This is a genomic window from Asticcacaulis sp. MM231 (assembly GCF_964186625.1).
Classification (GTDB): domain Bacteria; phylum Pseudomonadota; class Alphaproteobacteria; order Caulobacterales; family Caulobacteraceae; genus Asticcacaulis.
The window spans coordinates 2,674,278-2,688,185 of the sequence record NZ_OZ075108.1 but is presented as its reverse complement, the minus strand read 5'-3'; the positions used below and the strand labels follow the sequence as shown (position 1 = coordinate 2,688,185).

The 13,908-nt window shown below is 59.4% G+C and carries 14 protein-coding genes; 12 read left to right on the top strand and 2 right to left on the bottom strand.

The window, feature by feature from the left end:
• Window positions 1-6 precede the first annotated feature (6 nt).
• Entirely contained in the window at window positions 7-558 is a 552-nt protein-coding gene (locus tag ABQ278_RS13185) for an NADPH-dependent FMN reductase (RefSeq protein ID WP_349320001.1), read from the bottom strand.
• Window positions 559-608: 50 nt separating this feature from the next.
• On the bottom strand, window positions 609-1,703 hold the full coding sequence (locus tag ABQ278_RS13180; RefSeq protein WP_349320000.1) for a DNA topoisomerase IB: 1,095 nt from the start codon (window positions 1,701-1,703) through the stop codon (window positions 609-611).
• 118 nt (window positions 1,704-1,821) lie between these two features.
• On the opposite strand from ABQ278_RS13180, the gene ABQ278_RS13175 reads away from it, so the two are divergent.
• From ABQ278_RS13175 to virB10, 12 genes are all read left to right on the top strand, one after another.
• Window positions 1,822-2,430 (top strand): DUF922 domain-containing protein, encoded by a 609-nt coding sequence (locus ABQ278_RS13175; protein WP_349319999.1) that lies wholly within the window; start codon window positions 1,822-1,824, stop codon window positions 2,428-2,430.
• A 105-nt stretch (window positions 2,431-2,535) separates the two neighbouring features.
• Window positions 2,536-3,438 carry a dienelactone hydrolase family protein gene (locus tag ABQ278_RS13170; RefSeq protein WP_349319998.1) on the top strand — a complete coding sequence of 301 codons (903 nt, stop codon included), beginning with the start codon at window positions 2,536-2,538 and terminating at the stop codon, window positions 3,436-3,438.
• A gap of 92 nt (window positions 3,439-3,530) precedes the next feature.
• The gene (locus tag ABQ278_RS13165; RefSeq protein WP_349319997.1) at window positions 3,531-4,415 is read left to right on the top strand and encodes a Ku protein; all 885 of its coding nucleotides are present in this window, start codon (window positions 3,531-3,533) and stop codon (window positions 4,413-4,415) included.
• A 3-nt stretch (window positions 4,416-4,418) separates the two neighbouring features.
• Window positions 4,419-6,983 carry a DNA ligase D gene (ligD, locus tag ABQ278_RS13160; RefSeq protein WP_349319996.1) on the top strand — a complete coding sequence of 855 codons (2,565 nt, stop codon included), beginning with the start codon at window positions 4,419-4,421 and terminating at the stop codon, window positions 6,981-6,983.
• A gap of 66 nt (window positions 6,984-7,049) precedes the next feature.
• The gene (locus ABQ278_RS13155; protein WP_349319995.1) at window positions 7,050-7,181 is read left to right on the top strand and encodes a hypothetical protein; all 132 of its coding nucleotides are present in this window, start codon (window positions 7,050-7,052) and stop codon (window positions 7,179-7,181) included.
• A 65-nt stretch (window positions 7,182-7,246) separates the two neighbouring features.
• Complete coding sequence (locus ABQ278_RS13150) at window positions 7,247-7,468, top strand: hypothetical protein (RefSeq protein ID WP_018082216.1); 222 nt, start codon at window positions 7,247-7,249, stop codon at window positions 7,466-7,468.
• A gap of 230 nt (window positions 7,469-7,698) precedes the next feature.
• Window positions 7,699-8,004 (top strand): TrbC/VirB2 family protein, encoded by a 306-nt coding sequence (locus tag ABQ278_RS13145; protein WP_349319994.1) that lies wholly within the window; start codon window positions 7,699-7,701, stop codon window positions 8,002-8,004.
• A complete protein-coding gene (locus tag ABQ278_RS13140) occupies window positions 8,004-8,288 on the top strand; it encodes a type IV secretion system protein VirB3 (RefSeq protein WP_349319993.1) in 285 nt (94 codons plus the stop codon). The genes ABQ278_RS13145 and ABQ278_RS13140 overlap by 1 nt, the downstream gene beginning before the upstream one ends.
• A 21-nt stretch (window positions 8,289-8,309) precedes the next feature.
• Window positions 8,310-10,736, top strand: coding sequence for a VirB4 family type IV secretion/conjugal transfer ATPase (locus ABQ278_RS13135; RefSeq protein ID WP_349319992.1), 2,427 nt, complete (start codon window positions 8,310-8,312; stop codon window positions 10,734-10,736).
• Window positions 10,736-12,019 carry a type IV secretion system protein gene (locus ABQ278_RS13130; RefSeq protein ID WP_349319991.1) on the top strand — a complete coding sequence of 428 codons (1,284 nt, stop codon included), beginning with the start codon at window positions 10,736-10,738 and terminating at the stop codon, window positions 12,017-12,019. The genes ABQ278_RS13135 and ABQ278_RS13130 overlap by 1 nt, the downstream gene beginning before the upstream one ends.
• Entirely contained in the window at window positions 12,016-12,807 is a 792-nt protein-coding gene (locus ABQ278_RS13125) for a TrbG/VirB9 family P-type conjugative transfer protein (protein ID WP_018082221.1), read from the top strand. Before ABQ278_RS13130 ends, ABQ278_RS13125 begins: the two co-directional genes overlap by 4 nt.
• Window positions 12,807-13,901 (top strand): type IV secretion system protein VirB10, encoded by a 1,095-nt coding sequence (gene virB10, locus ABQ278_RS13120; RefSeq protein ID WP_349319990.1) that lies wholly within the window; start codon window positions 12,807-12,809, stop codon window positions 13,899-13,901. Before ABQ278_RS13125 ends, virB10 begins: the two co-directional genes overlap by 1 nt.
• The last annotated feature ends 7 nt before the right edge of the window (window positions 13,902-13,908 follow it).

Genomic DNA, 13,908 nt, shown 5'->3' with positions numbered 1-13,908 from the left:
GCTTTTTTACGCCAGCATCTTCTTCACGAACTCGACATAGCCGTCCATCCAGCCCTGCAGGAACTTCTGCGTGCCTTCGTTGATGTCACCGCTTTCGGTGAAAAAACCATCCTTGACCGTCAGATAGACCTCAGCGCCGGAATAGACAGTAACGCCGACCGCAGCCAGCACATCGCGCAGATGCGCCTGCATCACCGCCGTGCCGATGCCGCCCGGTGAAGCGCCGAAGAGGCCGGCGGGCTTCTGGCCCCAGGCATTATGGCCGTAAGGGCGCGAACCGACATCGATGGCGTTTTTCAGCACGCCTGGCAGGGAGCGATTGTATTCCGGCGAGATGAAGAGCAGGGCATCCGCCGCAGCCACCTTGGCACGGAAGTCATCGACCACTGGCGAGGGATCGCTCTCGAAATCCTGATTATAGAGCGGCAGACGGCCGATCTCGATAAAATTGAAGACGAAACCGGGCGCCTTGAGCTTGATCACGCCGTTCGCCAGCTTGCGGTTGATCAACTCTTTGCGCAGGCTGCCGACGATAACGGCGACCGAAATATCACTCATGAGGGACTCCTAAAATTTACCGCTCTTTATGTGCTGGCCATAGGCGCCGGTCAAATAGCGTTTTCGTGCAGGCGCTGTTTGAGAAAGGCGAGCACGAAAATCTCTTCCGGCGTCAGTTGCGCATAGTTGGCTTGCATCGAGGCGTTGATGTCGCGGCTGATCTGCGCAATCAGGCTGCCGTCCAGATAGGCATCGATAATCTGCGGATGGATATAGCTCTTGCGACAGACGGTCGGGGTATTGCCGAGTTTTTTCGCGACATGCTCAATGGCCGTCACCACGTTCTTCTTGGCCTGGGCCTCGCTGTCGTAATGGGCATAGTCCTGCAAGGCCATGGCGGCCAGAACCGTGCCGGTCCAGGTGCGGAAATCCTTGGCAGTGAAGGGCGCTCCAGTTACGGCCTGCAAATAGGCGTTGACATCGCCGGAGGTGACATCGCGCACAGTGCCGTTGACATCGACATATTTGAACAGTTCCTGACCTTCGATATCGGCGCAGGCCTTGACAACCTTGGCGATGCGACGATCGGCCAGTTTCAGGTTCCATTCCTTGCCGGACTTGCCGCGAAAGCGGAACCGGATCGTGTGGCCTTCGACATCGACATGCTTGTGATGCAGTGTGGTGAGGCCGTAGGACTTGTTGGTTTTGGCGTATTCATCATTGCCGACGCGGATTAGGGTCTTTTCCAGCAGGGTGACGATTGTGGCCAGCACCTTGTCGCGCGTCAGGCCGCGCTGGCTCATATGTTCGCGGGTAATCTCGCCCAACTTAGGGAGAAACTCGCCAAAAGCCAGGATGTGGCTGAATTTCGAGGCCTCGCGCAAGGCGCGCCACTCGCCGTGATAGCGATATTGCTTGCGACCGCGCGCATCCAGACCGGTGGCCTGCATATGGCCATTGGCATGCGGGCAGATCCAGACATTCTTGTAAGCCGGCGGAATGGCCAGCTTGCGGATACGGGTGATGACCGCCTCGTCGCGGATGCGCTCACCCTTGGTGTCGAAGAAAAGGACGTGCTTGCCATGTTTGCGACGCGTGAAACCCGGCGTCTGATCGCTGACATAGCGCAAACCTTGCGCCTTGGCCTGTGCGGCGCCATCGAGAACGGGCGGGGTTTCCAGATTGAGCAGGGCGGCGGTTTTCATAGCCTTAAGGCTGAAACAGGCGCGCTGGGAAAACGATAGGGAAGAAGGGTTCTGTTTGTAGGCGGGACATAAAGACGCTAAACTTCAGATCAGACCAGAGGAACGGGGGAGGGCAACCATGCGTCTGAGAGCGATAAAGGTCTGTTTTGCCGCAGCGATCGTGATGGTAACGGTCGGCGCGCCGGTCGCCGGTCATGGCCTGGCTTTGAAGCCCTCGGCGGCCGCGACGGTTTCAAACCCTCTTAAGGCTTTTCCGAATACGACTTTAAGGTATCACGACGTCGCCGGCACCGATGTCCGCTCCATTCGTGCCTATATGAATGCGCACGGAGCGAAAGACCCAAATGACGGTGGCGTTTTTGACGCTATGACGCGCTGGCGTATCTCCTGGCGCTGGCCGGTCATCAACGGCGTCTGTCAGACGTCACAGGTCCGGGTGAGCTTTTCGGCCGATGTGCTGTTACCGCGACTGACCAAAATCGACACCCTCACACCAGAGGTGCGGAACGCGTGGAATCGCTACATGTCGGCCTTGATCACCCATGAGGCTGGCCATTTGCGCCACGCCTACGAGCATATGGATGAGGTTGCGGCGGCGATCAGACCGGCCGGATGCGCCGATGCCAACAGGGTAGGGCAAGCGGCTGTTAAGCGTCTGAATCAATACGATATAGAGTATGATCGTGAGACACGTCATGGCGAAACCCAGGGCGCGATATTCCCATAGTATTGAGTGCAGGCGCGTAGGCGGTTGATATAAATACCTGTTCTTTTGACGGCCTGGCCATGTTAAACATAGGCTCCGGGGGCGCTTTCAACGAGAGACAAAATCATGACGGATAAGCCAGATATGCCGCCCTCCGAGAGCTTCAAGCCCGAAGTCCTGCAACTGTTTGACAAGTATGTGCACGGCCTGATGGACCGTCGCGCTTTCCTCACCCAATGTGCACAATATACCGCCGGTGCCGCCGGTGCGGTGGCCACCCTGGCGGCGCTGACGCCCAATTTTGCCCGGGCCCAGCAGGTCAAACCCGATGATGCGCGCCTGAAAACGGAATGGGTCGAGATCGCGTCACCCAGTGGCTACGGCAAGATCAAGGCCTATGTCGTGCGGCCTTTGAAGTCTGCTGGCAAGCTCCCGGTGGTGCTGGTGGTGCATGAAAACCGTGGTCTGAACCCACATATCGAGGATATAGCCCGTCGTCTGGCTCTCGATAACTTCATCGCCATCGCACCCGATGCCCTGACCACGCTCGGCGGTTATCCCGGTGACGAAGACAAGGCGCGGGCGCTCTTTGGCCAACTGGAGCAGGCGAAAACGCGCGAGGATTTCGTGGCGGCTGCGCATTACGCGGAGACGGTCGCGGGCGGCAACGGTGCGCTCGGCGTGGTCGGCTTCTGTTATGGCGGTGGCATCGCCAACCTTCTGGCGACCAAGTTGCCGAGGCTTAAGGCCGCCGTGCCGTTCTATGGCTCGCCGCCACCGCTCGATCAGGTGGCAAACATCAAGGCTGACCTGCTGATCCATATGGGCGGCAATGACCAGCGCATCAACGAGGCCTGGCCGGCTTATGAGGCAGCGCTTAAAGCCACCAATATCCCTTACGAGGCCTTTGTCTATGCCGGCGCCGAGCACGGCTTCAACAACGACACCACGCCGCGCTTCAATCCGGAAGCGGCTAAGCTGGCGTGGTCGCGCACGCTGGCTCTGTTTAACCGTACTTTACGCAGTTAGGTTTATCTGAAATTTATGGACGCGGCGTGTCTTCACGCTGCGTTCCTTACCCTCCCGCGCCTAAGCTTTAAGGCTGCAATCGGGAGTGCATCATGGCCTTACGTCCTTACTGGAGCGGCACCATCCGGCTGTCGCTGGTATCCTTGCCGGTGAACATGTACGCGGCGCTGAATCGCTCCAAAACCATCGCCTTTCACGAAATCTATCGCCCGACCGGCGAGCGCGTCCATCATGAACTGGTGGCCGGTGACAAGACGATCGAGCGCGACGACGTGATCAAGGGGTATGAATACGAGAAGGGCGAATATGTCCTGATCGAGCCGTACGAACTGAAAGAGTTGAAAATACCCTCCAGCAAGACGCTTGATATCGTCGAGTTCGTCAATGCCGATGAGATCGACGATGTCTATATGGAAAGCCCGTATTTCATCGCGCCCGATGGCAAGGGCAATGACGCCACCTTCGCGGTGATCCGCGATGCCTTGCGCGATTCGAAGAAGGTGGGCGTAGGCCAACTGGCGATCGGGGGGCGTGAACGCTTATGCGCCATAAAGCCGTGTGGCAGCGGTCTTTTGCTGCAAACCCTGCGTTACGAAGACGAAATCCGCGAGACCGATCCCTACTTCGAAGGCATCCGCGACAAGAAGCCCGACAGCGAGGAGCTCGATCTCGCCAAGGAACTGATCAAGCGCAAGACGGTCAAGTTCGACGCCGGCAAGTTTCATGACCATTACCGCGAGGCCTTGCAGGAGTTTATCGACGCGCGTGTTGAGCACCGTGAGCCGCGCCAGGTGGAAGAAGAGCGCCCGACCGCCAAGGTGGTCAATCTGATGGACGCCTTGCGCCAGTCGCTACGTGAAAAGGGTGGCAGCGATGCGCCCGCCAAGGCAAAGACGCCGGCGCCGAAACGCACCCGCAAGGCGACACCGCCGAAATCGACCGAGAAAGCCAAGGCGCCGGCACGAAAAGCGAGTTAAGCTATGGCGGATAATCTGGATAAGTATCGCCAGAAGCGCGATTTCAAGCTGACCGCCGAACCGGAAGGCGTTTTGAAAAAGACGACGGGCAACCGCTACCTGATCCAGAAGCACGACGCCACGCGACTGCATTATGATTTCCGCCTCGAACTCGACGGCACGCTGAAATCCTGGGCGGTGACCAGGGGGCCAAGTCTCGATCCGGCTGATAAGCGTCTGGCGGTCGAGGTTGAGGACCATCCGGTTTCGTATGGCACCTTTGAGGGCACGATCCCAAAAGGCGAGTATGGTGGCGGCACGGTCATGCTGTGGGACGAAGGCACATGGGAGTTTATTGGGGAGCCCATCGGCGACCCGCACGAAGCTCTGAAAAAAGGCGACCTGAAATTTCGCCTCAACGGCAAGCGGTTGCAGGGCGAGTGGGTGCTGGTGCGGATGAAGCCGCGACCTCAGGATAAGGGCCGCAACAACTGGCTGCTGATCAAGCATCATGATGAGCATATGGTCGAAGGCGATCATGATCAGTTTTTAAGCGATAACATCACCAGTGTCGTTTCCGACCGGACCATGGAGGAGATCGCGGCGGCCGGCGACAAGGTGTGGAATTCATCGCCAAAAAGAGCAGGGCCCGCAAAGGAGCAGCTGACATTTATCGCGCCCGAACTTGCGACCCTGGCGGATGCGATTCCGACCGGGACAAACTGGCTGCACGAGGTCAAGTTTGATGGCTACCGCACCCTCGCCATGATCGAGGGCGAAGAGGTCCGGATGATGACGCGGACCGGTCTCGACTGGACGCACAAGTTCCGCCACACGGCCGATCTGCTGAAAAGCCTCGGCGTTACTTCGGCCATTCTCGATGGCGAGATCGTGGCTATTAATGAAGCCGGACGCTCGAGTTTTAAGGGGTTGCAGGACGCCTTGATGGAGGGTCATAGCGCTGACCTGCAGTATTATGTCTTCGATCTGCTGCACCTCGATGGCGAGGACCTGCGCAAATTGCCCCTGACTGAGCGCAAGGCGCTTCTGGAAGACTTGCTGAAAGGCAAAGACCTCAGCGAGCGCATCATCTACAGCGATCATTTTCTCGAAGCCGACAAGGGGTTCTTGAATAAGATCTGCGATCTGGAGATGGAAGGCATCATCTGCAAGCGCGCTGATTCCACCTATGTCAGTGGGCGCGGCAAGTCGTGGTTAAAGGTGAAGTGTCACAAGCGGCAGGAATTTGTCATCGGTGGTTTCTCCGAATCAACCCACGCCGAACGTGGTATAGGCGCTTTGTTGCTCGGCTATTATGAAGAAGAAAAGTTCGTCTTCGCCGGTAAGTGCGGCACCGGCTTCGACCGCAAATCATCGGTGGCGATTTGGAAAAAACTCGACACGCTGGAGCAGGACACACCGGCCTATGACGACAAGGTGCCGGCTGATGCGCGGCGCGGCGCCCACTGGGTGAAGCCTGAGGTCGTCTGCGAGGTCGAGTTCACCGAATGGACGACGGATGGGCGATTGCGCCACCCGTCGTTTCAGGGCTTGCGCGAAGACAAGCCGGCCGGCGAGATTGGCCGCGACCGCGAACTGCATGTGACGAAGACGATTTTGCTGCCGGAGCCGCCCGCCATGGACGAAGACACAAAGCCTACCCGAAAAAGTGCAGCCAAGAGCAAGGATGAGGAGGTCGCAGGCATCCATATCTCGCATCCGGAGCGCGTGATCTTTCCCGCGCTTGGAGCCACCAAGCTGCAACTGGCGCACTATTATGACAGCGTTGCCGACCTGATCCTGCCCTTTGTCAGGGAGCGGCCGCTCTCCATGCTGCGTTGCCCCGAAGGTATCGGCGACACGTGTTTCTTCCAGCGTCACATCGGCCACGGCGAGATGAAGCACATCTACGACACGGGTATTACGGTCAAAGGCCGCAACGAAGACTATATGATGATCAAGGACCGCGAAGGCCTGATCTCCCTGGTGCAGTGGGGCGTCATTGAGTTGCATCCCTGGGGCTGCAAGGCCGACAAGCCGGACCTGCCGGACAAGATGATCTTCGACCTCGATCCCGATCCGGAAACACCCTGGAAGCAGGTGATCGACGGCGTGCATGAGGTAAAGGCGCGCATGGACGAGTTTGGTCTGAAAAGCTTTCTGAAAACCACCGGTGGCAAGGGGTTGCATATCGTTGTGCCGTTGACGCGCAAGCATAACTGGAACACCGTCAAGGCCTTCACGCGTGCCATCGCCCAATCGATGGCGCATGACATGCCGGACAAATATATCGCCGTGGCCACCAAGGCCGCGCGCAAGGGCAAGATCTTCGTCGACTATCTGCGCAACGACCTGACAGCGACGGCGGTGGCGCCCTTCTCGGTGCGAGCGCGTGAAGGCGCTGGGGTGGCGACACCGCTATTCTGGGACGAATTGAGCGTAAGGCTCAAGCCTTCGGATTATACGATCAGCACGATTGCCAAACGTCTGGCGCAGTTGAAAAGCGATCCGTGGGCTGATTTCGAGACGACTAAGCAGACAATTCCTGATGAGATTTTAAAGGCGCTGAACATCGAAGCGGATATTTAACGCGCTTTACGGCCAATAACCTGCAATAACTACGTTTACGCCATTTGGGCGAACAAGGAGACGACGATGGCTAAGGGACAAAAGAAGAGCACCAAAGAAGTCCGCAAGCCCAAGAAGGCCGCCGTCAAGGTCGAGACCGTGCAGGCAAGCTATGGCCGCAGCCAGCAAGCGACCCTGGACACTATCAAGAAGTCTTGATGTTGGACGGCAAATGCTGGTAACAGCGGCGCTTAACATGCGCACCTGTATGCTGGAGACCTGCCTTGACCGTTCACGACGCCCTCGAAAAAATCTATGAGTCCCTGGCCAACGACAATGTCGAACTCGACGCAGCCATCAAAGACCTGAAGACGGCCCTGACCGAAGAAGGTTTGAAAGAGGCTGTGGTCGAGCCTGCGCGTCTGGCGCAGAACAACCGTCAGGGACGCAAGCTGATGCAGTCCTACTTTAAGAAAAAGGGCGTCACCGTCACCTTTGCTGGCTGATGATGTCGAAAAGGCTACACGCCCGCCATTCAGGTAACGTTATTATGCGGAATATTTGAGCGGCCCTTTACCGAATATACGCTTTCGTCATCTAAACCTTTGATTCCGCCGCTTGATTCAGGCGTGTCTTTCGGCAAAAGTAGGTTAATCCCGCATTTGGCGAATCCGACGCGCGTCACGGATAAGCTCAGGGGCGCCAAACATAACCGGAATTGACGGCGAGGTAGCTAATGAAGATCGTTTCCCATACTCTGATGGCGCTTTCCGCGGCCATGATGTCGCTGGCCACGCAGGCCCATGCGCAGGCGATGAATCCGCAAGGGTCTTCGCCGATCTCGAACGCGCTCGACTGGATTCAGGGTACCCTCATGGGTAAGGTGGCGACGACCGTCGCCGTTATCGCTGTCGCGGCTGTCGGCTTCATGATGCTGACCGGCCGTATGAACTGGCGCTTTGGCGCTACGGTTATCGTTGGTTGCTTTATCCTGTTTGGCGCGGCGACCATTGTCGGCGGCATCCAGGCCGTCGCGAATTAATGTCTGACCTGATCAAATCGCCGGTCTTCAAGGCGCTGACCCAGCCCCAGATGTTTGCGGGCGTGACCTACAGCTTTTTCATCATCAATGCCGTGGTGACAACCGAGGTTTTCCTGATCACGCGCTCCTTCTGGGCGTTTGGCGTGGCGCTTATCGTTCACGCCATCGGGTATCTGGCCTGTCTGCGGGAGCCGCGCGTTTTCGATCTGTGGATGACCAAGGTGCAGCGCTGCACCCGTATTCGTAACTGGCGCCGCTGGCGCTGCAATTCGTATCTTCCTTAAAGCCAGAGAACATAACGAACGATGGTCGACGGTCCAAAAACTTTGAAGGGTTTCGCAAGCTGGTTCGCCACGGAAAAGCGTGTCGGCGACCGTCTGCCCTATGACCGCCTCCTCGATGACCGCACCATCGTGATGCGTGACGGTTCGCTGATGCAGTCTATCTATCTTGAAGGGTTCGCCTTCGAGACGGCTGATACCGAAGAGGTCAACCACCGCCAGATCATACGCGCCGCCGCCCTGCGCGCCATCGGTTCGTCGCGCTTCGTGCTCTATCACCACATTATCCGCCGTCGCGTCAGTGTGGGGCTGGACTCGACCTTTGATGATCCGGTGTGCAATCTGATCCAGCAGCGCTGGCAGGACAAGCTGTCGTCACGCCAGTTGTTCGTCAATGACCTGTTCATCACCGTGGTCCGCCGCAACCCCAAGGGCAAGGTCGGTTTCGCCGAAAGGCTGGCCGATATGTTCGGCCGTGGCATGGGCGAAAACAGTCAGGCAGCGGGTCTGGCGCGCGACCACAAGGAGCTGCAGGGCGCGAGCGAAGCGCTGTTGGCGGCTTTGCAGGCCTATGGTCCACGCATTTTGAGCGGTTACGAAACCGCCAATGGCCGCTGTTCGGAGCCGCTTGAGCTTCTGTCGGCCATCTATAACGGCGAGATGCGTCCGGTTTTGCGTCCGGCCACCGATCTTGGCCAATATATCCCCTATCGCCGCGTCAGCTTCGGGCTGGAAGCGATGGAGCAGTCGAGCCTTGGCAATGGCAAGGATTTCGCCGCCATCATGTCGCTGAAGGACTATCCGCCGCACGCCACGCCGGGCATGTGCGACGCCATCCTGCGCCTGCCGTTCGAGATGGTGCTGACCGAGAGCTTCGGCTTCGTCGATCGTCAGATCGGGCTAGAACGCATCAACCTGGCTCTGCGCCGCATGCGGGCCGCCGACGAAGAGGCGATGAGCCTGCGGCAGGGGCTGATGTCGGCCAAGGATGACCTCTCGACCGGCGCCATGGGGCTGGGCGAACATCACATGAGCCTGCTGGTGCGCGCCAAGTCGATGGCTCAACTCGATCCGGCGGTGGCGCAATCTCTCGCCGCCCTGGCTGATCTCGGCGCCGTGGCGGTGCGTGAGGATGTCAATCTGGAACCGGCCTTCTGGGCGCAGTTCCCCGGCAATGAGGCCTATATCGCCCGCAAGGCGCTGATCAGCACAGGCGCCTATTCGTCCTTCGCCAGCCTGCACGGGTTTCCGATCGGCCAGCCGGAGGGCAACCACTGGGGGCAGGCGGTCTGCATCTTCGAGACGTCGTCTGGCACGCCTTATTATTTCAATTTTCACAAGGCCGATCTCGGCAATTTCACCGTCATCGGGCCATCGGGTTCCGGCAAGACGGTGGTGCTCAACTTCCTGGCGGCGCAATCGCAGAAGTTCAAGCCGCGCACCGTGCTGTTCGACAAGGACCGCGGCGCCGAAATCTTCATCCGCGGCATCGGCGGCCACTACGCCACCTTGCGCCCCGGTGAGCCGACCGGCTTCAATCCGCTGCAACTGCCAGATAATGCCGGCAATCGCGCCTTCCTGCGCTCGCTGATCGCACAACTGATCGTGCGTCCGGATCTGCCGCTCAATTCGGAGGAAGAGGCGATCATCTCTGAAGCGGTCGACGCCAATTTCGATCAGGAACCGCGATATCGCCGCCTGCGCTTCTTCCGCGAATTGCTGGGCGGCGTGCGTCGGCCGACACACGGCGATCTTGCCGCCCGTCTCAATCCATGGGTTGGTGAGGGCGAACACGCCTGGCTGTTCGATAATGCCGAGGACGAACTGGACATGGAGACCCGCACGCTTGGGTTCGACATGACCCTGCTGCTCAATGAGCCGATCCTGCGCACGCCTTGCATGATGTATCTGTTCCAGCGCGTTGAGGAACGTCTGGACGGCACACCGACGCTTATCATCATCGACGAGGGCTGGAAGGCGCTCGATGACGAGGTGTTCGCCGCCGCCATCCGCAACTGGATGAAAACGCTGCGCAAGCGCAACGCCATCCTGGGCTTTGGCACGCAAAGCGCGCGCGATGCGCTCGACAGCCGCATTTCGTCGGCGATCATCGAACAGGCAGCGACGCAGATCTTCATGCCCAATCCGCGTGCGCAGGAGGAGGACTATTGCGTTGGTTTCGGCCTGACCCTGCATGAACTCGACTTGATCCGCGCCTTGCCGGCCTCGTCACGCGTCTTCCTGATCAAGCACGGCAACCATTCGGTTGTGGCGCGCCTTGATCTGGGATCGATGCCCGATATCCTGACCGTCCTTTCCGGGCGTGAATCGAGCGTGCGTCAGCTTGATGAACTGCGCGCCCAGTATGGCGATGCGCCGGCTGACTGGTGGCCGCATCTGCTTGGCCAGCCCTATCCGGGCAGCGTCCCAAGCCAGACCAGGAGGCTGTAATGGCCGGTTATTGCCCCGCCATCAATCTGGTCGGTGAGACCTCGGTTTCGGGGTCGCTTCAGGCCATGGACTGCCAGATCAATGCGGCAGTCCAGACCGGCTATGACCGTCTGTTTGGTGCGGGTGGCGCCTTTGGCTCGGCACTTTTCGTGCTGCTCAGCATTTATGTCGCTTTGATCGGCATCGGCTTTATGACCGGCCGCACGCGGCTGACCCTGACCATGATGAGCCCGCGCATCATGACCATGGTGCTCGTGCTGACCTTCGTGTCGTTCTGGCCGGCCTATCACGCCGTCTTTTACGGGCTGATGATGAATGGCCCTGACGAGGTGGCGGCGGCGCTTCTGGGGCAAAAGGGCAGCGCGGTGATGAATTTCGCCCAGTCTCTGGACGGGCTGTTCGTGCGTTTCGCCGATATCGCCCGGCGTCTTGATCCTGCCTATACCGCCAATGCTGGTAATGTGATGACCACAACGGCGCAGCCTGTGCTGGTGCTGCCGCAATCCATGCCGGTGACCCTGTTCTGGCTATCGGGCCTGTTCCTGCTGGTTTCGACGCTCGGCGTGCTGATCCTGACGCGGCTGGTGCTGTATCTTTTGCTTATTCTGGGGCCGATCTTTATCGTCTTTGCGCTGTTTCCGCAGACGCGTGGCCTGTTCAATGGCTGGCTGCGCACCACGGTGGTGTTCGCCCTATCGCCCATGCTGGTCGTGCTGGGTGGTACGGCGGCGCTGATGTTGTTGGTGCCGCTGATCGAGAGCATCAGCAATGATCCCTTGGGTGCGGTCAGGGCGGTGCAGCCCATGGTCATTCTGTTCATGGGGGCGCTGATCTATTGCGGATTCCTGTTTACGCTGATCTGGGTTGCGGCCTCGCTGGTGCGCGACTGGCAGGCGGCCTTACGCGAAAAACCGGCTACCGATATCCCGGGCGGGCAGGTGCCCATGGTGTCGCCAGGCAGTCAGTCCGCCATGTGGCAAACCGGTGGCGGGCAGGGCGCGCGCGGGGACGCATCCTATGCCCGCACCGAGCCGATGATTTCCGCCATCACCCGCAGCGCCGATGTGGCGGCCGGTGCCGCCACCGGCACGGTCAGCCGCACCGAGACGCTCGGGCTTTATGATCAGCAAGGACGTCAGGGTAGCGCTGACCGGTTCAGCCGCGTTCAGGGGCTGGGCCAGCAATTCCGCAATGCTCAGACCATGCCCAATATGCAGCCATCCGGCGCAGCTCCTGTCACGCCTAATGTCCCCCCAAATGTCCCTAAGGGACCGATTTCATGACTAAGACCCGTATTTCATTGGCTGTCAGCCTGTTGCTTGCCCTGCCGCAGTTAAGCTTTGCGCAAGGCTACGAAGCCGATTCCCGCTTGCAGACGATTGACTATGATCCGGCGGCCGTGGTGCGTCTGGAAGGCTGCGTCAATTTCCAGACCATGATCAGTTTTGCTTCGGATGAGCACGTCGAGAATGTCGGCGTCGGCGATTCTGCCGGCTGGCAGGTGATGCCGAACAAGCGCGGCAATCTCCTGTTCGTGAAGGCGACGGCTGGCAGCGGGCATACCAATATGACGGTGGTCAGCGACAAGCGCAGTTATAATTTCGAGCTGCGCACGGCCAGTGCCTCTGACTGTACCCGTGGCCGCATATCCTATGAACTGCGGTTTCGTTATCCGCCGGCGCCAGCCAAGCCGGAGGCCAATGCGCCGTCGGGGCCTGTCGATCCTAACGCCTTCCTGCCGGTTCCGGAAAAGCGCAACGCCGCCTATACCTATTCGGGCGACGTAACACTGGTGCCGATCCGCGTGTTTGATGACGGTACCTCGACCTATATGAAATGGGCCGCCGGCGTCAGCGTACCGGCTGTCTATGCGCTCAATCCGGATAATACCGAAAGCCTCGTCAACTATGCCTCGCGCGGTGATTATTTCGTCATCGAACAGGTGGCACGCGGCTTTGTGTTGCGCCGTGGCGATCTCAAGACCGTGCTTTATAACGATACCTATGTGGTGCAGGGGCTGGACACGCTGTCGCCCAAGCCCCGTTCCAAGAGCCAAGGAAGCATAAAGTGATGCCCGAAGCTAAAGATTCGACCCTGCGTCGTCGTTTGCCGCAAGGCGACGATCCGCGCCTCAAGATCGACGCTGATGAGCTCGACGCCGCCAATACGCAGGCCCTGCCGCAGGTCGCGCGTTCGTCCGGCATGGGCGACAGTGCCGTCATGATGCTCGGTGTTCTTGGTGTTCTAGGGCTGGGCGCCATCACCTGGTTCGGTATCGGCCAGCAGCCACCACGTCCCGCGCCACAGCCAACCCAGCAAATCGCAACGCCGCAGTCGCAGCCATCAACTCTGCCGCCGGTCGATCCCTCGCTGAACCCGGTCGAACCGCCGCCGCAATCCTTCCTAATGCCGCAGCCGGCGCAACCGCTGCAGCAACCTGTGGCGGCGCCTGCGCCGGACAACAGTGTGCGATCGCCGGCCCTGATCATCGACAACAGCAATCCGGCTGGACAACAGGCGGCGCAGGCTCAGGCCGCGCTGGCGGCCAAGCCGGCGGGCAATGCCAATGACCAGTTCCTGGCGGCGCAAACCTCGGAGGTGTCGCAGCGCGCCTGGAAAATCGGCGATCCATCTAAGGTTGTGCCGCAAGGCGCCGTCATCCCGGCTGTGCTGGAAACCGCCATCAATTCCGACCTGCCGGGCTATACCCGCGCTATCGTTTCGCGCGATATCCGCAGTTTCGACGGCACGGCGATCCTCATTCCGCGCGGTTCGCGTCTGATCGGGCAATACAAGAGTGGCCTGACCAGCGGCGAAACGCGCGCCTTCATCATCTGGAACCGCCTGATCCGGCCCGACGGCCTGTCGGTGCAACTGGCGTCGCCGGCGACCGATGACCTTGGTCAGGCGGGCATGACCGGCAAGGTCGATACCCACTTCGCCAAGCGCTTCGGCTCGGCCATGCTATTGTCGGTCGTCAACGGCGTGTCCGGCGCCCTGAGCGGCAAAAGTTCCTCGACCATTGTCATCGGCACCTCGAAAGATGCCTCCGGCGTTATGGGCGAGGCGCTGTCCAACGACATCAAGATCCCGCCGACGATCAAGGTGCCGCAAGGCGCGCCGATTCAGGTTTTCGCCGCGCGCGACCTTGATTTCAATCAGTAGGGATAGC

Coding starts and splice junctions, on each gene's coding strand:
- ABQ278_RS13185 (WP_349320001.1), bottom strand. CDS start 558: ATGAGTGATATTTCGGTCGCCGTTATCGTCGGCAGCCTGCGCAAAGAG.
- ABQ278_RS13180 (WP_349320000.1), bottom strand. CDS start 1,703: ATGAAAACCGCCGCCCTGCTCAATCTGGAAACCCCGCCCGTTCTCGAT.
- ABQ278_RS13175 (WP_349319999.1), top strand. CDS start 1,822: ATGCGTCTGAGAGCGATAAAGGTCTGTTTTGCCGCAGCGATCGTGATG.
- ABQ278_RS13170 (WP_349319998.1), top strand. CDS start 2,536: ATGACGGATAAGCCAGATATGCCGCCCTCCGAGAGCTTCAAGCCCGAA.
- ABQ278_RS13165 (WP_349319997.1), top strand. CDS start 3,531: ATGGCCTTACGTCCTTACTGGAGCGGCACCATCCGGCTGTCGCTGGTA.
- ligD (WP_349319996.1), top strand. CDS start 4,419: ATGGCGGATAATCTGGATAAGTATCGCCAGAAGCGCGATTTCAAGCTG.
- ABQ278_RS13155 (WP_349319995.1), top strand. CDS start 7,050: ATGGCTAAGGGACAAAAGAAGAGCACCAAAGAAGTCCGCAAGCCCAAG.
- ABQ278_RS13145 (WP_349319994.1), top strand. CDS start 7,699: ATGAAGATCGTTTCCCATACTCTGATGGCGCTTTCCGCGGCCATGATG.
- ABQ278_RS13140 (WP_349319993.1), top strand. CDS start 8,004: ATGTCTGACCTGATCAAATCGCCGGTCTTCAAGGCGCTGACCCAGCCC.
- ABQ278_RS13135 (WP_349319992.1), top strand. CDS start 8,310: ATGGTCGACGGTCCAAAAACTTTGAAGGGTTTCGCAAGCTGGTTCGCC.
- ABQ278_RS13130 (WP_349319991.1), top strand. CDS start 10,736: ATGGCCGGTTATTGCCCCGCCATCAATCTGGTCGGTGAGACCTCGGTT.
- ABQ278_RS13125 (WP_018082221.1), top strand. CDS start 12,016: ATGACTAAGACCCGTATTTCATTGGCTGTCAGCCTGTTGCTTGCCCTG.
- virB10 (WP_349319990.1), top strand. CDS start 12,807: ATGCCCGAAGCTAAAGATTCGACCCTGCGTCGTCGTTTGCCGCAAGGC.